The 19,253-nt window shown below is 64.2% G+C and carries 16 protein-coding genes; 6 read left to right on the top strand and 10 right to left on the bottom strand.

The features are described 5' to 3' along the window. The first annotated feature begins 35 nt into the window (after positions 1-35). Together petA and ACMYR2_RS15435 are read left to right on the top strand one after the other, a co-directional pair. Complete coding sequence (gene petA, locus ACMYR2_RS15440; RefSeq protein ID WP_347262736.1) at positions 36-563, top strand: ubiquinol-cytochrome c reductase iron-sulfur subunit; 528 nt, start codon at positions 36-38, stop codon at positions 561-563. 51 nt (positions 564-614) lie between these two features. Next, the gene (locus ACMYR2_RS15435) at positions 615-2,678 is read left to right on the top strand and encodes a cytochrome c1 (protein WP_347262737.1); all 2,064 of its coding nucleotides are present in this window, start codon (positions 615-617) and stop codon (positions 2,676-2,678) included. Positions 2,679-3,031: 353 nt separating this feature from the next. Here ACMYR2_RS15435 and ACMYR2_RS15430 read toward each other — a convergent pair whose 3' ends face one another. Further along, positions 3,032-3,529, bottom strand: coding sequence for a YbhB/YbcL family Raf kinase inhibitor-like protein (locus tag ACMYR2_RS15430; protein WP_347262738.1), 498 nt, complete (start codon positions 3,527-3,529; stop codon positions 3,032-3,034). A 74-nt stretch (positions 3,530-3,603) separates the two neighbouring features. Then, positions 3,604-3,840, bottom strand: coding sequence for a hypothetical protein (locus tag ACMYR2_RS15425; RefSeq protein ID WP_347262739.1), 237 nt, complete (start codon positions 3,838-3,840; stop codon positions 3,604-3,606). Between the two features lie 66 nt (positions 3,841-3,906). Between ACMYR2_RS15425 and ACMYR2_RS15420 the strand changes: the two genes are divergently transcribed. Beyond that, a complete protein-coding gene (locus tag ACMYR2_RS15420) occupies positions 3,907-6,069 on the top strand; it encodes an anthranilate synthase component I (RefSeq protein ID WP_347262740.1) in 2,163 nt (720 codons plus the stop codon). Positions 6,070-6,248: 179 nt separating this feature from the next. After that, positions 6,249-6,788 carry an adenine phosphoribosyltransferase gene (locus ACMYR2_RS15415; protein WP_347262741.1) on the top strand — a complete coding sequence of 180 codons (540 nt, stop codon included), beginning with the start codon at positions 6,249-6,251 and terminating at the stop codon, positions 6,786-6,788. Between the two features lie 51 nt (positions 6,789-6,839). On the opposite strand, the gene ACMYR2_RS15410 is transcribed toward ACMYR2_RS15415, so the two are convergent. Both ACMYR2_RS15410 and ACMYR2_RS15405 read right to left on the bottom strand, forming a co-directional pair. Continuing rightward, positions 6,840-7,985 (bottom strand): M48 family metallopeptidase, encoded by a 1,146-nt coding sequence (locus tag ACMYR2_RS15410; RefSeq protein WP_347262742.1) that lies wholly within the window; start codon positions 7,983-7,985, stop codon positions 6,840-6,842. Between the two features lie 103 nt (positions 7,986-8,088). Continuing rightward, a complete protein-coding gene (locus ACMYR2_RS15405) occupies positions 8,089-8,649 on the bottom strand; it encodes a LemA family protein (protein WP_347262743.1) in 561 nt (186 codons plus the stop codon). Between the two features lie 259 nt (positions 8,650-8,908). Here ACMYR2_RS15405 and ACMYR2_RS15400 point away from each other — a divergent pair, with 259 nt between their 5' ends. Next, positions 8,909-9,262, top strand: coding sequence for a YbaN family protein (locus tag ACMYR2_RS15400; RefSeq protein WP_347262772.1), 354 nt, complete (start codon positions 8,909-8,911; stop codon positions 9,260-9,262). An 11-nt stretch (positions 9,263-9,273) separates the two neighbouring features. On the opposite strand, the gene ACMYR2_RS15395 is transcribed toward ACMYR2_RS15400, so the two are convergent. The 4 genes from ACMYR2_RS15395 to ACMYR2_RS15380 form a co-directional block, all read right to left on the bottom strand. Next, complete coding sequence (locus ACMYR2_RS15395; RefSeq protein WP_347262773.1) at positions 9,274-10,320, bottom strand: small ribosomal subunit Rsm22 family protein; 1,047 nt, start codon at positions 10,318-10,320, stop codon at positions 9,274-9,276. Positions 10,321-10,546: 226 nt separating this feature from the next. Continuing rightward, positions 10,547-14,053 (bottom strand): chromosome segregation protein SMC, encoded by a 3,507-nt coding sequence (gene smc, locus ACMYR2_RS15390; RefSeq protein ID WP_416193254.1) that lies wholly within the window; start codon positions 14,051-14,053, stop codon positions 10,547-10,549. A 246-nt stretch (positions 14,054-14,299) separates the two neighbouring features. Continuing rightward, positions 14,300-14,968, bottom strand: coding sequence for a DsbA family protein (locus ACMYR2_RS15385; protein WP_347262745.1), 669 nt, complete (start codon positions 14,966-14,968; stop codon positions 14,300-14,302). Positions 14,969-15,078: 110 nt separating this feature from the next. Continuing rightward, positions 15,079-15,558, bottom strand: coding sequence for a DUF721 domain-containing protein (locus ACMYR2_RS15380; RefSeq protein ID WP_347262746.1), 480 nt, complete (start codon positions 15,556-15,558; stop codon positions 15,079-15,081). Positions 15,559-15,730: 172 nt separating this feature from the next. Between ACMYR2_RS15380 and ACMYR2_RS15375 the strand changes: the two genes are divergently transcribed. Beyond that, a complete protein-coding gene (locus ACMYR2_RS15375) occupies positions 15,731-16,957 on the top strand; it encodes an A/G-specific adenine glycosylase (protein WP_416193253.1) in 1,227 nt (408 codons plus the stop codon). A gap of 33 nt (positions 16,958-16,990) precedes the next feature. Here the strand turns inward: ACMYR2_RS15375 and ACMYR2_RS15370 are convergent, their stop codons facing one another. Then, complete coding sequence (locus ACMYR2_RS15370) at positions 16,991-17,674, bottom strand: glutathione S-transferase family protein (RefSeq protein ID WP_347262748.1); 684 nt, start codon at positions 17,672-17,674, stop codon at positions 16,991-16,993. A gap of 178 nt (positions 17,675-17,852) precedes the next feature. After that, positions 17,853-18,983, bottom strand: coding sequence for a site-specific DNA-methyltransferase (locus tag ACMYR2_RS15365; protein ID WP_347262749.1), 1,131 nt, complete (start codon positions 18,981-18,983; stop codon positions 17,853-17,855). Positions 18,984-19,253: the final 270 nt, after the last annotated feature.

The raw sequence follows: 19,253 nt of genomic DNA, 5'->3' as shown, positions 1-19,253 counted from the left end.
ACAAGACCGGCAGTGGGTCGGAAAGGGTTGGAATCGTGACGACATCGTCTTCGGCAGGACAAAGCCGCCGTGATTTCCTTTTTGTGGCAACCGGCGCGGTCGCGGCCGTCGGTGCGGCTGCCGCGGCCTGGCCGCTGGTGGCCCAGCTCAACCCGGACGCCTCCACGGTCGCCGCCGGCGCGCCGATCGAGGTCGATCTCTCTCCGATCGCCGAGGGGCAGGACATCAAGGTGTTCTGGCGCGGCAAGCCGATCTTCATCAGCCATCGCACCAAGAAGCAGATCGATGAAGCCCGCGACGTCAATGTCGCGAGCCTGCCTGACCCGCAGCCGGACTCGGCGCGCGTCAAGGAGGGCCATGACCAGTGGCTCGTGGTCATCGGCATCTGCACCCATCTGGGCTGCGTGCCGATCGCCCATGAGGGCGCTTATGACGGCTTCTTCTGCCCCTGCCACGGCTCGGTGTACGACACCTCCGGCCGTATCCGCCAGGGCCCCGCGCCCTCCAACCTGCCGGTGCCGCCTTACGCCTTCATTTCCGACAGCAAAATCAAGATCGGCTAAGGCCCAGCCGTCCCGAACCGAACGCGTCGTCTCATTCGTCAGGATCGCATCATGAGCGGACCCTCCACCTTTCAGCCGAAGAATCCCGTCGTTAAATGGATCGAGCGTCGTCTGCCGATCTTCGGTCTCGTTCATTCCTCGTTCGTCGCCTATCCGACGCCGCGCAACCTGAATTACTGGTGGACGTTCGGCGGCATCCTCTCCTTCATGCTCGGGGTGCAGATCATCACCGGCGTGATCCTCGCGATGCACTACACGCCGCATGCCGATCTTGCCTTCAACTCGGTCGAAGCCATCGTGCGCGATGTCGATTACGGCTGGCTGCTGCGTTACCTTCATTCGAACGGCGCCTCGATGTTCTTCATCGCCGTCTATATCCACATGCTTCGCGGTCTTTATTACGGCTCCTACAAGGAGCCGCGCGAGATTCTCTGGATCCTCGGCGTCATCATCTACCTGCTGATGATGGCGACCGGCTTCATGGGCTACGTGCTGCCGTGGGGTCAGATGAGTTTCTGGGGCGCGACCGTCATCACCAATCTGTTTTCCGCCATTCCCTATTTCGGCGAAAGCATCGTGACCCTGCTATGGGGCGGTTATTCGGTCGGAAACCCGACGCTGAACCGCTTCTTCTCGCTGCATTACCTGCTGCCGTTCGTGATCGCGGGCGTGGTCGTGCTGCACGTCTGGGCGCTGCATGTGGCGGGACAGAACAATCCGGCCGGGGTCGAGCCCAAGACATCGAAGGATACGGTGCCGTTCACACCCTATGCGACGATCAAGGATGCGTTCGGCCTGGCCTGCTTCATCCTGTTCTATTTCTGGTTCGTCTTCTATATCCCGAACTATCTCGGCGATCCCGACAACTACATCCCGGCCAATCCGGGCGTGACGCCTCCGCACATCGTGCCGGAATGGTACTACCTGCCGTTCTACGCGATCCTGCGCTCGATCCCGGACAAGCTCGCGGGCGTGGTGGCGATGTTCAGCGCCATTCTGGTCCTGGCGTTTCTGCCCTGGCTCGATTCCGCCAAGACCCGCTCCATGCGCTATCGTCCGCTGGCCAAGCAGTGCTTCTGGATCTTTGTCGGCGTGTGTCTGGGTCTCGGTTATCTCGGCGCGAAGCCGCCGGAGGGCGTCTATGTGATCGCCGGTCGCATCCTGACCGCGTGCTACTTCGCTTACTTCCTGATCGTGCTGCCGATCCTGAGCCGCATCGAGAAGCCGCGAGCTGTCCCCAATTCGATCGCCGATGACGTGCTGGGGAAGAAGAAAAGCGTCGTGGCCTCGGCGCTGGCGGTGATCGGAGTTGTCGGGCTGCTCGCGCTGGATAGCGGCTCGACGGCAAGAGCGTCCGATCATGGCTCGACTCCGCCCTCGATGAGCTGGTCGTTCGCCGGCCCGTTCGGAAAATTCGATCAGGGCCAGTTGCAGCGCGGCTACAAGGTCTACAAGGAAGTCTGCGCGGCCTGCCATTCGATGAACCTCGTGCACTACCGCAATCTGACGGATCCGGGCGGCCCGGGCCTCTCGGTCGCCCAGGCCGAGGCGCTGGCCGCCGAGATTCAGGTGAAGGACGGGCCCAACGACGCCGGCGACATGTTCGAGCGGCCGGGACGTATCGCCGACAAGTTTCCGTCGCCGTTCCCGAACGAGAACGCTGCCCGCGCGGCCAATGGCGGCGCGGCTCCGCCTGATCTTTCTCTGATGGCCAAGGCGCGCGGCTATGAGCGCGGCTTCCCGCAGTTCATCTTCGATGCCTTCACCCAGTTTCAGGAGAAGGGTCCGAACTACATCCACGCTCTTCTGACGGGGTTCGAGGATACCCCGCCGGAAGGGTTCAAGCTGCCGGACGGATCGACCTACAACAGGTACTTCCCCGGCCATGCCATGAAGATGCCGAGCGTGCTGTCGGACGATCAGGTTACCTACGACGACGGAGCGCCGCAGAACGTCGATCAGTATGCGAAGGACGTAGCGGCGTTTCTGATGTGGGCCGCCGAGCCGAAGCTCGAGGAGCGCAAGCGGCTCGGCTTTCAGGTCATGATTTTCATGGTCATCCTTGCCGGACTGCTCTACTTCACCAAGCGGGCGGTCTGGGCCGACGCGCACTGAATTTGCGGCGCGCTCTCAAATCAAAAGGCTCCCGCGAGGGAGCCTTTTTTGTTTGCAGCTTTCCCTGCGGCGAAGCCGATTCAGACAGCGATAGCGTTTTCGAGCGAAGTGGATGACGTGTTCGCGTGAAGAAAACGCGCCAAATCAAGATCTGAGAGCCTCGCTTCTGATTCCATCAGAAGCGAAAAGGCTCGATGGCATTCACCTTTCGTCATGTCTGGCTTTATGCCGGGCATCCACGTCTTCTTTTTTCTGGTTTTCAAGACGTGGATGGCCGGAACAGGTCCGGCCATGACGGCGGTTGAGCGAACCGCCCACGCGCGCCTTCCGCGTTCTTTCCGGACGGACGTCGCTCAGCGCTTGAACAGGCCCATCACCGCGGATTTCGCCAGCGTGTTGAAATGAAGCTGGAACCCGATCACCGCCGCCGAGGTGTCGGCATCGGCGTTGATGTCGCCGCCGACCGCATGCACGGTGAAGATATATCGATGTGGGTGATCGCCTTCCGGCGGGCAGGGGCCGCCGTAGTGCGCGGCGCCGTAATCGGTGCGGGTCTGCAACGCGCCGGCTGGTAGCTTGCCGCTGTCGGGATTGCCGGCGTCGAGTTCAAGCTCGCTCACCGAGGCCGGAATATTGATGACGACCCAATGCCAGAAGCCGCTGCCGGTCGGCGCATCCGGATCGTAGCAGGTCACGGCGAAGCTCTTCGTGCCCTCCGGCGCGCCGCTCCAGCGCAGGTGCGGCGAGCGGTTGCCGCCCGCGCAGCCGAAACCGAAATCCGCCGACAGGACATGATCTTTGTCGAGGTAGTCGCCATCCTTGAAACTATCGCTCACGACTTTGAACGTCATGATGTTCTCCCGGCCTATAGCGTTTTCGAGCGACGTGAAACCGGTTCGCGTGAAGAAAACGCGTCAGATCAAAATCAGGGGCGGGAATCTAACCCGGATTGCTGGATGCGCAACCGCGTGATCGCGGCGAATTCGACCTTGCTGCGAAGGCGGCCCGCGTCCGGCCGCGAACGCTCTTGACATCGCACCACCGGAATGATGATTTCTCCGCCATGGATACCGTCATTCGCCCGTTCCGCTTCTGGCGACCCACCTTCTGAAGGGTGGCTGATACGATTTTGCATTTCTTTCTGATCGTCGAGGGCCGTCATGCAGAGCGACGGCCTTTTTGTTTGTCCTGTGTGGCGCTCTCTCCGCAAGTCTCGTAAGAGGACTGCATGAACAGGACCGTCTTTTCCCTTCCCGCGCAAAGCGAGTACCTGACTGCCGGTGGCCTCTCGATCAGCCGGTCGATCGAACACTTTACCGGCGGCAGCAGGCTCGACGACCTGATCGGTCTGCTCGACAGCCGCCGCGGCGTGGTGCTGTCATCCGGCACGACGGTGCCGGGCCGTTATGAGAGTTTCGATCTCGGCTTCGCCGATCCGCCGCTCAGGATCGAAACCACGGGATTCAATTTTGCCATCGAGGCCACCAATGCTCGCGGCGAGGTGCTGATCGCTTTCCTTGGCGAGACCCTGAGCGAGCCCTGCGCGGTCGTCACCGGGAAGACCGCCCGCCGGATCGCCGGCCATATCGTCCGCGGCGATGCGCCGGTGGAGGAAGACCAGCGCACCCGGCGCGCAAGCGTGATGTCGCTGGTGCGGGCGCTGGTGGCGGCGTTCGCATCGTCGGCGGATCCCATGCTCGGGCTGTACGGCGCGTTCGCCTATGACCTCGTGTTCCAGATTGAGGATCTGGTGCAGAAACGCCCGCGCGAAGGCGATCAGCGCGATATCGTGCTGTTCATTCCCGATCGCCTGCTGGCTTATGACCGCGCCGCCGGCCATGGCGTCGTGCTGTCGTACGATTTCGCATGGAAAGGCCGATCCACCGAAGGGCAGCCGCGCGAGACGCCCGAAAGCGTCTATGCGAGGACATCGCGCCAGGGCTTCACCGATCACGCTCCCGGCGAGTATCAGGCGACGGTGGAAACGGCGCGCGCCGCGTTCGCGCGCGGCGACCTGTTCGAGGCGGTGCCGGGGCAGTTGTTCGCCGAGCCCTGCGAGCGCTCGCCGGCCGAGGTGTTTCAGCGGCTGTGCCGGATCAATCCGTCGCCCTATGGCGGACTGGTCAATCTCGGAGACGGCGAGTTTCTTGTCTCCGCCTCGCCGGAAATGTTCGTGCGCAGCGATGGCCGGCGCATCGAAACCTGTCCGATTTCCGGGACCATCGCGCGCGGCGCCGACGCCATCGGCGACGCCGAGCAGATCCGCGAACTGCTCAACTCCGAGAAGGACGAGTTCGAACTCAACATGTGCACCGACGTCGATCGCAACGACAAGGCGCGCATCTGCATGCCCGGAACGATCAAGGTGCTGGCGCGCCGCCAGATCGAAACCTATTCGAAGCTGTTTCACACGGTCGATCATGTCGAAGGCATCCTGCGGTCCGGCTTCGATGCGCTCGATGGATTTCTCACCCACGCATGGGCGGTGACGGTGACGGGCGCGCCGAAGAAGTGGGCGATCCAGTTCGTCGAGGATAACGAACGCTCGACGCGGCGCTGGTATGCCGGCGCGTTCGGCGTCGTCGGCTTCGACGGCTCGATCAACACCGGCCTGACCATCCGCACCATCCGCATGAAGGACGGCCTCGCCGAAGTGCGCGTCGGCGCCACCTGCCTGTTCGACAGCAAGCCGGAGCTTGAGGACCGCGAGTGCCAGACCAAGGCGGCGGCGCTGTTCCAGGCGCTGCGCGGCGATGCGCCGAAGCCGCTCTCGGCCGTGGCGCCGGATGCGACCGGCTCCGGAAAGCGCGTGCTCCTGATCGACCACGACGACAGCTTCGTGCACATGCTGGCGGACTATTTCCGCCAGGTCGGCGCGCGCGTCAGCGTGGTGCGCTATGTCCACGCGCGGGAGATGCTCGACAGGCAAAGCTATGACCTGCTGGTGCTGTCGCCCGGTCCCGGCCGGCCCGAGGATTTCGGCATGGCCAGAACCATCGGTCTCGCGCTGGAGAAGAAGCTGCCGGTGTTCGGCGTCTGTCTCGGCTTGCAAGGGATCGGTGAGTATTTCGGCGGCCGTCTCGGTCAACTCGCGCAGCCGGCGCATGGCAGGCCATCGCGCGTGCAAAATCGCGGCGGACGGCTGATGCGCAATCTGCCGAACGAGATCGTGATCGGCCGCTATCATTCGCTCTATGTCGAGCGCGACCGTTTGCCCGAGGTGCTTGAGGTGACCGCGACCACCGACGATGGAGTACCGATGGCGATTGAGCACAGGTCGCTGCCGGTCGGCGGCGTGCAGTTTCATCCGGAATCGCTGATGTCGCTCGGCGGCGAGGTCGGCTTGCGGATCGTGGAGAACGCGTTCCGGCTGGGGAGGGAGACGACTTAACCCGTCATTGCGCGGAGCGTAGCGACGAAGCACGTACTGCTCCCCTCCCCCTTGTGGGGAGGGGTTGGGGGTGGGGGTACCACGAAGGCAGTGCTCGCCGTTCACCCCCCCTCCCTAACCCTCCCCCACAAGGGGGGAGGGAACGAAGGGAACGCCAACACGATCGGATGTGAACACTCATGATCCTCGAAGACGATCTGAAAGCCGCCGTCCGCACGATTCCGGACTACCCCAAGCCGGGAGTCATGTTTCGGGACATCACCACGCTCCTCGGCGATGCGCGCGCGTTCCGCCGCGCCGTCGATCAGCTCGTGCATCCCTGGGCCGGCTCGAAGATCGACAAGGTCGCGGGGATCGAGGCGCGCGGCTTTATCCTGGGCGGCGCGGTGGCGCATCAGGTGTCCGCGGGCTTCGTGCCGATCCGCAAGAAGGGCAAGCTGCCGCACCAGACCGTGCGGATGGCCTATGCGCTTGAATACGGCACGGACGAAATGGAAATGCACGTCGATGCCATCGCGAAGGGCGAGCGCGTCATTCTGGTGGATGATCTGATCGCCACCGGCGGCACCGCCGAGGGCGCGGTGAAGCTGCTGCGCCAGATCGGCGCTGACGTGGTGGCGGCCTGTTTCATCATCGATCTGCCGGATCTCGGCGGCGCCGCCAAGCTGCGCGCGATGGATGTCCCGGTGCGGACGCTGATGGCGTTCGAGGGACATTGATCCCTTCATCGAGCGTGGCAGCAGATGACCCGTTCACGCGGCTGATGAAGATCAGGAGCGATGGCTCCAGGGGCCGGGAACAGGCGGCGTGGCGGCGTCCGGTCCCGCAGCGTCCGGTGCGGTGGGCTTGCTCCAGGGTCCCGGCGGCAGCTCGGGCAAATTCGGATCGGTCGCGGGGCGCTCGGCGGGCAACGGCATCGGTCCGGGATCGCGGCCGCCGGCATATCTCACCAGCGCGCGCACGCGGGTTTCGATGGAGGGATGGGTGGCGAACAGGTCGGCAAAACCCTGACGCGGGTTGTCGACGCACATTTCCATCACCGACGAGGTGACGCCGGGCAGTTCGCCGCGGTTCTCGATCTTGCGCAGCGCCGAGATCATGGCGTCGGGATTTTTGGTCAGTTCAACCGAGCCCGCGTCAGCCATCAGTTCGCGCGAGCGCGACAGCGCCATCCGCACCACCTGCGACAGGAACCAGGCCAGCACGATCAGCACCATCGCCAGGATCACGGCGATGACGGCGCCGCCCTTGCTGTTGCGGGAGGATGATGAGTGCGAGGTCCGCCCGCTGCCGCCACTCAGTCGTGCGCCGCTGCGCAGGAAGGTGCGGAAACATAGTTCCGCGACGAAGCCAACGACGCCCGCTATGATGACGGCGACCACCATCAACTGCACGTCGCCATTGCGGATGTGGGTCAGCTCGTGGCCGAGCACCGCTTCCATCTCTTCGTCGTTGAGCCCGTTCATCAAGCCGGTGGTGACGGTGATCGCATACTGACGGCGGTTGAGGCCGGTCGCGAAGGCGTTGAGCGCTTCGGTGTCCATCACCTTCAGCCTGGGCATCGGAATGCCGCGCGAAATGCAGAGGTTTTCCAGCAAGTTGTAGAGCCGCGGCTGCTCCTTGCGGCTGACGTCGTGGCCGCCGGTGACCGCGTCGATGATCGACTGGTGGAAGAAATAAGCGATCACGATCCACAGCACCGATCCTGCCGTGGCCCAGGGAAGGGCGGCGATGAGGTCATACCAGGCGCTGGTGATATAGAACGACGCAGGATAGTCCGCGCCGAGCCGGAACACTTCGGCGATCAGCGCGCCGGCGAACACCATCACGTAGATCAGCACGAACAGCCCGCCCAGCAGAAACATCGAGCGGACCTTGTTCGATGCGATGTGGGTGTAGAGACCGTAGGCTGCCATCAGGCGAATCCGTTTGCAGCGCGCCGCGCGCGGACGATCCGTTTCCTCGCCCGCATGAAGGCAGAGAGCCCGTCCTGCCGGTGTCGACGCATTGCAAAGAACCTCAGAACTTCACCTGCGGCGTCTGTTCCACGGTGGGACGGCTGGCGCCGAGATCGAAAAACTCCTTCGGCGTGAAACCGAACGCGCCCGCGAACAATGCTGCCGGCAACTGCTGGATGGCGGTGTTGTATTCCTGGACAGCGTTGTTGAAGAAGCGACGGCTTGCGGCGACCTTGTTTTCGATGTCGGACAGTTCGCTGGTAAGCTGCTGGAAATTGGCATTGGCCTTGAGGTCCGGATAAGCCTCCGATAGCGCGATCAGCCGGCCAAGCGCGCCGCTCAACTGGTTCTCGGCGGCGCCGACCTGCGCGGGCCCTTGCGCGGACATCGCGATGTTCCGGGCCTTGATCACGTCATCCAGTGTTCCACGCTCGTGCGCGGCGTAGCCTTTCACGGTTTCGACAAGGTTCGGGATCAGATCGTGACGCTGCTTGAGCTGCACGTCGATGTCGGCGAAGGCCTGTCCGACGCGCTGGCTGAGCGCGACCAGCCGGTTATACGCGACAAGCGCGAACACGGCGGCGGCAACGATGACGCCGAGAATAATCAAGCCGGTCGACATGATGAAGGCTCCTGATGAGACGACGCGAAAGCGGTTACCGTAGACGATATTCCGCGCGAACGGCAGGCTCCGCCGGAAGACAGCGGTTTTTGGTCGGGAAAACGGTTAGAAAAGTTCAAGTTGTCCGGTATTTTGTTCTGTGTGAAGCTAGGATGTGGATGTGGCGGATCAGGATGGCGAACGAATGATAGCGGACGAACCATCTTTCGGCGCGGGGGTGGCCGGCGCCCTGGATTCGCGTGTCGGCACGTCGCGGATGATGCGCGGCGTTTTTCTGGTGGCGGGCATCTTTTTCGTCGCGCTCGGGTTTATCGGCGCGTTCCTGCCGGTGCTGCCGACGACGCCGTTTCTGATTCTGGCCGCCGCCTGTTTCACCCGTTCCTCGCCCCGGCTGGAGAACTGGCTGTTGCAGCATCCGCGTTTTGGCTCGCTGCTGCGTGCCTGGCGCGAGCGCGGCGCAATCCCGGTAAAAGCCAAGCTGATGGCGGTTGGCGGCATGGCGATCGGCTTTGCGGGATTCTGGTTCGGCAGCCACCCCGGGCCGTGGCTCACGGCGGCGGTGGCGCTTCTGATGCTGACCGGGCTGGCCTACGTCTTTACGCGCCCGTCCTGATTTTCAAATGATCACGTCTCGGTCAGGTTGACGGCGTCGCCCCAGCCGATCCGGCGCACGCGGGCGTAGCTGGTCTTGTCACGACGGGGGAACGTCGTGAAACCGGCGCTGCCGTCGGGCCGGCACAGCTTGAGCCGCATCGCAGCCTTGGTGACCAGTGGCGGCGCCAGCACCCGCGCCGGACGCTGCCGGGTGGGCGATCGCGCCAGCACGACGTAGCTGAATTTTTCATCCTCGAAAGGAAGTTCCGCGCCCTTGATATGCTTGTGCGCGCGGGATCTCGGCAGCCGCTGCACGAAATGGCACCAGTCCGGCGTGGCATTCTGGCGGGATGCTATTTCCCGAGGCGAAGCGGTGCCCGTTTCGTCCGGGAACGCGGCGAGCGGACATTCTTCGTTGTGCGGACAGGGTGCGATGACATGCGCGCCTTTCGCGATCAGCCGGCGTCGCAGATCGAGGATTCGCTGGTAGCCGGCGGGCGTGCCGGGTTCGACGACAACGAGCGTGTCGCGCGTCGCCGTCCACATCAACTCGGCGAGCGCGGCCCGCCGGTCGGTGCCGAGTTCGCCGATCACATAGCTCGCGATGACGAGATCGGCGCTTTCAGGCGTATCGCGAAGCCCGGCCGATGCTTCGCGTTGGGCATAGCAGAGCGCGTTGAGACGTAAGTCATCACGCACGAGATCGAGCGCGAGCGACCGCAGCGCCGGATTGGCGTCGATCGCCGAGAACGCGTCGAGGGATTCGAACGCCTGCGCCGCCGCCCATGTCGCCGTTCCGGGTCCGGCGCCGATGTCGAGCAGGCTGACCGGCGTGAACCGCGGATGGATCTCGCGAAGCGCATTGAGGCTGGCCGCCACGGCCGCATAGGTCGCGGGCATCCGCGCCAGCGCATAGGCCAGCGCGTCGGATTCGTTTCGGATCGTGCTCGAACCGCCGCCGCTCCGATAGGTTTGCGAGATCGCCGCCGCGCGGGCAGCGGCATCGCTGCGGGAAAGGCCCTGCGCTTTTTTGTCGAGCGCGGTGCGCAAGACGGGTGGAAGGTCAGGAACGATCATTTCGAGATGGATGCCATCCATGAAATCTGCAACACGAAAACCGTCATGCCCGGCACTCGGGTCCGGCTTCGCCGGCCCGAGCACAGGCCCATTGTGCCGGGCATCCACGTCTTCGTTTCAAGGGCGATGGCGGCAAGTCAAGACGTAGATGGCCGGGACAAGCCCGGCCATGACAAGATGCTCGTGATGCATGCCATCCTGTTCCAGAAGGAGAGGGGCACTCGCCTTACGCGACGTTCTGGTCGAGAATCTTCACCGCGTTTTCCAGATCGACCGACACCAGTTGCGAGACGCCGCGCTCGGCCATGGTCACGCCGAACAGCCGGTTCATTCGCGCCATCGTGATCGGATTGTGGGTGATGATGACGAAGCGCGTCTCCGTGGACGAGGTCATCTCGTGCAGGAGATTGCAGAAGCGTTCGACGTTGTGATCGTCGAGCGGCGCATCGACTTCGTCGAGTACGCAGATCGGTGACGGATTGGTGAGGAATACCGCGAAGATCAGGGCGAGAGCTGTCAGCGCCTGTTCGCCGCCGGAGAGCAGCGATAACGATTGTGGCTTCTTGCCGGGCGGCTTGGCGATGATCTCAAGGCCCGCTTCCAGCGGATCGTCGCTTTCGATCAGATGCAGGGCGGCCTCGCCGCCGCCGAACAGCTCGGTGAACAGCCGCTTGAAATGGGTGTTGACGGTCTCGAACGAGGTCAGAAGCCGCTCCCGCGCCTCACGGTTGAGGCTCTGGATGCCGGTGCGCAGCTTCTTGATGGCCTCCACCAGATCATCGCGCTCGGTGGCGAGCGAGGCGTGCTGGGTGTCGACCTCGCGCAGTTCTTCCTCGGCGCGCAGGTTGACCGCGCCGAGACGGTCGCGGTCGCGGCGCAGCTTTTCGAGATCGGCCTCGATCTCCGGCAGCGGCGGCAGATCGACGCCGGGCTGAATTTCGGCCAGTGAAGCCACTGCATCGGGTTCGACCTCAAGCATGTCGCGGATTTCCCGCTCGGTATCCTCGAGCCGCCGCTTGCTTGCATCCATGCGTTCCTCGGCGCGCGCGGTGGCCTCGCGTGCGCTGGACAGCGCCTCCAGCGAGACTCTCGCGGCGCGATCGGTTTCCGCCATCGCGGATTCGGCGGCGGCCAGCGCGTCGGCCGCGTCGCGGCGATCCTTTTCGGCGTGCTCGATTTCGCTGATGACCGCGCTGCGTTTTTCCGCAAACAGTGCGGGAGCGTTGTCGAGATCGGCGCGCTCGGCCTTCACCTCGGTCAGGCGCGCCTCGATGGTCGCGATCTGCGAGGCCGCGCTTTGCCTGCGGGTTTGCCATTCGTTGCGTTCGGCCGATATGGCCTGGAGACGGCGATCCGCGAGTTCGGCTTCGCGCGCCAGCGCCTGCGCTTCGGCGCGCACCTGGGCGGCGGCGCGCCGATGGCCGTCGATTTCCGTCCGCACCTCACCGAGTTTGGTCTCGGTGTCGAGGCTCGGCGGCAGTTCGCCGAGTGCGGCTGTCGCGGCTTCATGCGCGCTAGCCGCCTCGAGGCGATCGTTGGTCAGGCGGCTGTGCGCCTCCGTCAGCGCCGAGCGCCGCGCCGCGTGACGATTGATCTCGCGTTCGGCCCGCGCATGACGTTCGCGCGCGGCATCGACCTCGCGCTGCGCCGCGCGCCAGGCGTTGCGCGCCTCGCTCTCGGCGGATGCGGCGGCGGTGACGGTCTGGCTCGCGGCGGCGACGGCCTGCTGCGCCGCCTCCAGCGCCTGACGCCGCTCGGAGACCTCAGCACGCGCGCGTTCGATCTCGCTCTCGATGTCGGCCAGCCGCGCGCGCTCGGCGAGGCGGCGCGCCGCGCCGGTCGGCGCATGGGCCGCGGTCACGAAGCCGTCCCAGCGCCAGACGTCGCCTTCGAGCGAGACCAGTCGCTGGCCGGTTTTCAGATGGGCGACCAGCTCGGCGCCGCGCTCCCTGGCGACGACGCCGATTTGCTCAAGGCGCCGGGCCAATTCAGGCGGCGCCTGCACATGGGCCGCGAGCGATTCCACGCCCTCGGGCAGCACTGGGTCGTCCGCCGTCACAGGGGCGCCGGTCCAGCGCATCGGCGCGGAGGGGTCCACCGGGGCGTCGAGGTCGTCGCCGAGCACGGCGCCGATCGCCTTTTCGTAGCCCTTGTCGACGCTGACGCCGTCGATGATCGGCGGCCACAGGTTCTTGCTTTCGCCGTTGAGAATCTTGGCGATGGTCTTGGCTTCGGTCTCGAGCCGCTGCGCGCGCTTGTCGGCGTCCTGCAGCGGTCCGCGCGCCGCCTCGACCCCGGCGCGGGCGGCATCGAGATGGCCTCGCGCTGCGGCATGTTCGGCCTCGCGCTCGCGGCTTGAACTTTCCGATTGCGTCAGCGCCTGCTGCGCGCTGTCGATCGCCGCGGTCAGCGCGTCGAGATCGCCGAAACCGCTGGTCTGCTGCGCCAGCGCTTCGGTCTCGCGCTGTACGTCCGCGATCTGCTGATCGATGCGCGCCAGACGGTCGCGATGGGTTCGCACGTTCGATTCGAGCTGATTGCGCCTGGCGGTGAGGTCGGCCAGCACCCGCGTCAAATCGGCGAAGGTGGTCTCGGCCGCGGCGAGCGTCGCTTCCGCCTGCGCCGCGCGTTCATCGACGCCGCTGCGCGTCTCGACACGCAGCTTGATCTCATCCTTCAGCTCGGCGTCCTCGACATCGAGCCGCTGCAAGGCGGCGTCGGCGTCGGATGATTGCCGCTGCTCGCGTTCGACATCGGATGCAAACTGCGTCAGCCGGCGATCGAGTTCGGCGGCGCGCTCCTTCGCGCGCGCCTCTTCGCGATCCAGCGTCTCGCGCGCGTTGATAAGGCGCTGCAGGCCGGCGGCGGCGCGGGCTTCCGCCTCGCGCAGCGCGGGCAGTTCAGCCGCGCGTTCGGCCTGGAGGCGGGCGGCTTCGGCCTGCTCGCGGGTGCGTTCGGCCAGTTCGCGGACATTGAGGTCATGGGTTCTTGCGGCTTCCGCGACCTCGGCCTGGGCTTCGAGCCAGCGCAGGTGGAACAGCGTCGCTTCCGCCTTGCGCACCTTCGCGGCGACGTCCCGATAACGGATCGCCTGCCGCGCCTGCTTCTTGAGCCCTTCCATTTGGCCGGAGAGCTGGCCGATCACGTCCTCGACGCGCGTGAGATTGGTCTCGGCGGCCTTCAGCCGCAACTCGGCTTCGTGACGGCGCGCATGCAGGCCGGCTACGCCGGCTGCGTCTTCCAGCACGCGGCGGCGCTGTTCGGGCTTGGCCTGGATGATCTCGCCGATCTTGCCCTGGTGCACCAGCGCCGGAGAGCGCGCGCCGGTGGCGGCGTCGGCGAACAAAATCTGCACGTCGCGGGCGCGCACGTCCTTGCCGTTGATGCGGTAGACCGAGCCGGACTCGCGTTCGATCCGGCGCGAAATCTCAAGCGCCTCGGAATCGTTGAAAGCGGACGGCGCGGAGTGATCCGAGTTGTCGATCGACATCACCACCTCGGCGTGGTTGCGCGCCGGACGGTTGCCGCTGCCCGCGAAGATCACCGCATCCATGTCGGCGGCGCGCAGCGATTTGTATGAGGTCTCGCCCATCGCCCAGCGCAGCGCCTCGACCAGATTGGACTTGCCGCAGCCGTTCGGCCCGACCACGCCGGTGAGACCCGGAGCGATCACGAAATCGGTGGGTTCGACGAACGACTTGAAGCCGTGAAGGCGAAGGCGCGTGAGTTTCATGGACACTCTGCTGCTGGCAAGACGCGAATCAGCCCACAGTCACAATACCAAGTCACAATATCATATGTCCTGTCGGCAGCTTTGGGCCGCGCGCCTCGCGAGGTTCGACAATGGCCATGGCGGCGAGCCGGGGCAACCTCGCGGACAGGCTTTTCCAGAGGCTTTTTCAAAGGTTATGGCGTTTTTCGAGCGATGCGCGCCCTCAATCCTGACTTTGGAACTCCACCCGCTGTTCGCCTGCCGTCCTCACTTTTTCAACAGCGGATCGATCTTCTTCTTGAAATCCTCGAATGCGATCTCGCCCTTCACCAAGTCGCCGTTGATGAAGAACGACGGCGTCGAATTCACCTTCAGAACCTCATTGGCGTATTTCTGGTCGGCCGCGATCTTGTCGAGCAGGGCCTGATCCTTCAGGCAGCTTTCTACCTCAGCTTCCGTCAGTCCGGTCTGCTTGCCGATCAGTTTCAATGATTCCGTGGTTTTCGATCCGGTCCATGTGTCCTGCGACCTGAACAGCGTGTCGATCACCGCGAAGTATTTTCCGGCGTCGTCCTTGGCGATGCAGCGGGCCAGCATCGCGCCGGCGGCGGCCTTGATGTCGAGCGGGAACTCGCGGAATACATAGCGGATCTTGTTGGTGTCGATGTATTCCGCCTTGATCTTCGGAAACACGTCTTCCGCGAACCGCGCGCAATGCGGACACGTCATCGAGGCGTATTCGGTGATGGTGACGGCGGCATCCTTGGGTCCGAGCGCCATGTCGGGCAGCGAGACGGGCTTCGCCACGTCGGCGGCGATGGCGGCGGCATCCTGGGCTTGAGCCTCGCCGAACAGGCGCCAGGGCGAAAGACCGGCGACGGCGGCGAGGCCGGTCAGCGAGAGGGCGGCATTGAAGGCGCGGCGCGTGATGATCAAGGGTCTGCTCCCCAAACGGCGCGATCGCGCCTGAAAACATGTTTCTTCGCTAGCTTGAAACCGGAATTGTGGCAATGGCGCGCTGGCGGGAGGCGCGGTCCACCGCCGCGTCAATTCCGCTTGATCGAGGCTCCCAGACGCGCCAGCGCGGCGCGCAGGTCGTCGTCCTCGATCGAGGCCAGCGTTCCGGCCACCCTCGCCACGTCGGCCGCGTCAGGCCGCCGGGCGATCCGCCGCGAGGTCTTGCGCGATAAAGGCGCCTGGCGCAGGGCCAGCCGGCCGACCGCGTTCCAGCCGAAGAAGCGATTGACCCTCTGCAAGATGATATCTGAGGAATGCTGGATCTCCAGCGCGACAGGACCTTCGACCCGCAACACCAGCGTCGCCGGTTCCTGCTGCTGCCCCTCGACCGGGCGAGGCCACTGGATCTTTATCGGTTCGGAATGCGCTGCGATCTCCGGTCCGGCGATGGCCGCCCAGCGGGTTACCAGTTCGCGCGAGGCAAATCCCTGCCGCGCATAGGCATCGGAGAAGACACTGCCGAGCAGGGCGGACAGCGGCTTGGCTGAGATCGGGCCGGGCTTGGACATCGGCGGATCATAGCATGCCGGGGTTTCGTTTGGGATGCGCCTGGCGCGAGGGCGCCATGGGTTCATTCCGACCATCCACGTCTTTTGCGGCCACTCACAAAAAAGACGTGGATGGCCGGCACCAGGCCGGGCATGACGTGGAGAGGTTGATTCCATCGACGAGAATGGCGCGATGGCACGGGCGGCAACGGCGATACGTAACACGCACAAGATGCAAGATGGAAACCGCAACCGTCCGGTGTTGCTGCTGGAGTGGTACGATCGCAACCGCCGCCGACTGCCCTGGCGCGCGCTGCCCGGCGAGACGGTCGATCCCTATCGGGTCTGGCTGTCCGAGATTATGCTGCAGCAGACCACCGTGAAGGCGGTCGGGCCTTATTTCGAAAAGTTCCTGGCGCGCTGGCCGGACGTCGAGGCGATGGGGCGCGCCTCGCTCGATGACATCCTACGGATGTGGGCCGGGCTCGGCTACTATTCGCGCGCGCGCAATCTTCATGCCTGCGCCGTTACGGTGCTGCGCGATCACGGCGGCCGGTTTCCCGATACGGAAGAGGACTTGCGCGCGCTGCCGGGGATCGGTCCGTATACCGCGGCGGCGATCGCCGCCATCGCCTTCAACCGTCATACCATGCCGGTCGACGGCAATATCGAACGTGTGGTGTCGCGGTTGTTCGCCGTGGACGAACCGTTGCCGAAGGCGAAGCCGCGCATTCAGGCGCTGGCCGCGACGTTGCTCGGGTCATCACGATCCGGGCGCGCCGGCAAGGGCCGCGCTGGCGACGTGAAGACACGCGCTGGCCGCGACGGCAAGAGCCGCGCTGGGGATATCGCGCAGGCGTTGATGGATCTTGGCGCCGCCATCTGCACGCCGAAGAAGCCGGCTTGCGTGCTGTGTCCGCTGGGTGATGATTGCGCCGCGCGGGCGCGCGGCGATCAGGAGACCTTCCCCCGCAAGACTCCGAAGAAGGCGGGCGAGTTGCGGCGCGGCGCGGCCTTCGTCGTGAGGCGCGGCAATGAGGTGCTGGTCCGCACGCGCCCGGCAAAAGGCCTGCTCGGCGGCATGACCGAAGTTCCGACATCGACGTGGCTCGCCGCGCAGGATGATGCGGCCGCCCTGAAGCAGGCGCCGTGCCTCGAAAGCGCTCCGCGCTGGCAGCGCAAGGTTGGCGCGGTCACGCATATTTTCACGCATTTCCCGCTCGAGCTTGCTGTCTATACCGCAGCCGTCGCCGCGCGGACCGCCGCGCCAGAGGGGATGCGCTGGGTCCCGATCGCCCGGCTGGATGATGAAGCGCTGCCCAACCTGATGCGAAAGGTCATTGCGCACGGGCTGGGTGAGGAGACGAAAATCCGTGCGCTCGCAACCCGTCGCAAGCAACAGGAAGACCCTCCGCCATGAGCCGGAGGGTCCGTTTTGCCTTGAGGCGAGAGATCAGGACGCCTTCGTCTTCATGTGACGGTACAGGAAGCCCAAAGCTTCCTCGTCGTTTTCCGTCTTGAAGGTGAACTTGTCCTTCAGCGCGATCGCTTTCGCCGCTGCCGGACGCGCCGAGACCTCGTCCAGCAGCCGTTTGAAATTCGGGTATCTGGCGACGCTGTCGCCGATCACGCGGGGCGCCATGCGGGCCCAGCCCCAGAACGCCATATCGACGATCGAATAGGTGTCGCCGACCATGTAGCGGCTGCCGGCAAGATGGTCGTCGAGAACCTTGTAGTGACGATGCGCCTCGAACTGATAGCGGTTGACCGCGTAGTCCAGACCTTTCGGCGCGTAATCCTTGAAGTGCACGGCTTGTCCGGAATACGGCCCGAGCCCGCTTGCGATGAACATCATCCACGACAAAAGTTGCGCGCGATTGGCCGGGGTGTTTTCCGGCATGAACTTGCCGGTCTTCTCGCCGAGGTAAAGGAGGATGGCGTTGCTGTCGAAGACGAACACGCCGTCGTCATCGATTGCGGGAACCTTGCCGTTCGGATTCACCTTCAGGAATTCCGGCTTGAACTGATCGCCCTTGCGGGTGTCGATCGGCACGAGTTCGAAGGGAAGACCGGCTTCTTCCAGAAACAGCGCGACCTTGTTCGGGTTCGGCGCGCCATTGAAATAGAACTTGATCATCGAAAACTCCACTGTCCGTGCTTGAGTAGGGCGAGACCTGAGCCGGGGTGACCGGAGGATGTTCGCAAGGCAGCCATTCACTGCGTGGATTTTATGATCAATGCAACGGGCGAGTTTCGCTAACCGCCGTTCGCTCTGCGCATATCCGTCCGGGATTATATCGGGTGCGACAAGCGCTTCAGTCCGCCGCCATCTGGCTACGGATTTCGGCCCGCAGCTCGTCGATCAGCCTCAGGCCCTTGCTGGTTTCGATATGCCAGAAGGTCCAGCCGTTGCACGCATTCGCGCCTTGCGCCATGGCGCCGATGCGGTGGATCGAGCCGACCTTGTCGCCGAGCATGATGGCGCCGTCGGCGCGCACCAGGGCGCCGTGGCGCTTCTTCGCATCGACGAGTTTCGCGCCGGGCGAAATCATGCCGCGCTCGATCAGCTCTGAAAACGCCACGCGCGGCGCCTCGCGCGCGGTCATGAAAGGAGCAAGGGTGGCTTCGGGAAGCGGTTCGACCGCAGCGATGCGCTTCTCGGCCGCGGCCGCGTAAGTCCGGTCGCGTTCGAAGCCGATATAGTTGCGGCCGAGACGCTTGGCGACAGCGCCGGTGGTTCCTGTGCCGTTGAAAGGATCGATGACGAGATCGCCCGGCCTCGACGATGAAAGCAGCACCCGCGCCAGCAGCCCCTCTGGCTTCTGGGTCGGATGAACCTTGTGGCCGTCCTCGTCCTTCAGCCGTTCGTTACCGGTGCACAGCGGAATCAGCCAGTCGGAGCGCGCCTGCACATCTTCGTTGGCGGCTTTCAACGCTTCGTAGTTGAACGTGTAGCCTTTGGCGTTCTCGTCGCGCGCGGCCCAGATCATGGTCTCATGGGCGTTGGTGAAGCGGCGGCCGCGGAAGTTCGGCATCGGATTGGTCTTGCGCCAGACGATGTCGTTGAGCACCCAGAATCCGAGATCCTGCATGATCGCGCCGACGCGGAAGATGTTGTGATACGATCCGATCACCCAGATGGTGGCCGACGGCTTCATGACGCGGCGGCAGGCGAGCAGCCAGGCGCGGGTGAATTCATCATAGGCGGAGAAGGACGAGAACTTGTCCCAATCGCTGTTCACAGCGTCGACGTGCGATTCGTCGGGACGCTTGAGCTCACCCTTGAGTTGTAGATTATACGGCGGATCCGCGAATATCAGATCGGCCGATCCGGCTTGAAGTTTCGACATCCCGGCGACGCAATCGCCAATGATGATGCGCGAAACGGGAGAGTCAAATTTAGTGCGGGACGCCTTTGCAGACGCCCCGCGACGCGACACACCCATGACTCAAATACTCTGACTCAGGCGACGCTGTCGGCGACGCGGGACCAAACAACCGACTGGCGCTATAGTGACCTGTCAAAGTAAAAATCGACTTAATTGCAGAAAGCTTTTGTTGAGCTCGCAACTATTGTCTTGCGTCTTGGTCTTGGTTCGCCCGCGATGGAGGGGCGTCGTTTCGTCGTCGGCGCTGATGGAAGCAGTTTTGCTCGCTGTGCCTTAAAAACTCTCCGGTGCAGCTCCGGTGCAGTTTGGTTGAATCTCAAATCCGCG

It is taken from the genome of Nitrobacter sp. TKz-YC01 (genome assembly GCF_047824785.1).
GTDB lineage: Bacteria > Pseudomonadota > Alphaproteobacteria > Rhizobiales > Xanthobacteraceae > Nitrobacter.
Note: the sequence above shows the minus strand (reverse complement) of the source record. Positions and strands in the feature narration are given on the sequence as shown.

Bases quoted from the DNA above. Each gene is read 5' to 3' on its own strand.
- ACMYR2_RS15435 (WP_347262737.1), top strand. From the start codon at position 615: ATGAGCGGACCCTCCACCTTTCAGCCGAAGAATCCCGTCGTTAAATGG.
- ACMYR2_RS15430 (WP_347262738.1), bottom strand. From the start codon at position 3,529: ATGACGTTCAAAGTCGTGAGCGATAGTTTCAAGGATGGCGACTACCTC.
- ACMYR2_RS15425 (WP_347262739.1), bottom strand. From the start codon at position 3,840: ATGACGGCCCTCGACGATCAGAAAGAAATGCAAAATCGTATCAGCCAC.
- ACMYR2_RS15420 (WP_347262740.1), top strand. From the start codon at position 3,907: ATGAACAGGACCGTCTTTTCCCTTCCCGCGCAAAGCGAGTACCTGACT.
- ACMYR2_RS15415 (WP_347262741.1), top strand. From the start codon at position 6,249: ATGATCCTCGAAGACGATCTGAAAGCCGCCGTCCGCACGATTCCGGAC.
- ACMYR2_RS15410 (WP_347262742.1), bottom strand. From the start codon at position 7,985: ATGGCAGCCTACGGTCTCTACACCCACATCGCATCGAACAAGGTCCGC.
- ACMYR2_RS15405 (WP_347262743.1), bottom strand. From the start codon at position 8,649: ATGTCGACCGGCTTGATTATTCTCGGCGTCATCGTTGCCGCCGCCGTG.
- ACMYR2_RS15400 (WP_347262772.1), top strand. From the start codon at position 8,909: ATGCGCGGCGTTTTTCTGGTGGCGGGCATCTTTTTCGTCGCGCTCGGG.
- ACMYR2_RS15395 (WP_347262773.1), bottom strand. From the start codon at position 10,320: ATGATCGTTCCTGACCTTCCACCCGTCTTGCGCACCGCGCTCGACAAA.
- smc (WP_416193254.1), bottom strand. From the start codon at position 14,053: ATGAAACTCACGCGCCTTCGCCTTCACGGCTTCAAGTCGTTCGTCGAA.
- ACMYR2_RS15380 (WP_347262746.1), bottom strand. From the start codon at position 15,558: ATGTCCAAGCCCGGCCCGATCTCAGCCAAGCCGCTGTCCGCCCTGCTC.
- ACMYR2_RS15375 (WP_416193253.1), top strand. From the start codon at position 15,731: ATGGCACGGGCGGCAACGGCGATACGTAACACGCACAAGATGCAAGAT.
- ACMYR2_RS15370 (WP_347262748.1), bottom strand. From the start codon at position 17,674: ATGATCAAGTTCTATTTCAATGGCGCGCCGAACCCGAACAAGGTCGCG.
- ACMYR2_RS15365 (WP_347262749.1), bottom strand. From the start codon at position 18,983: ATGGGTGTGTCGCGTCGCGGGGCGTCTGCAAAGGCGTCCCGCACTAAA.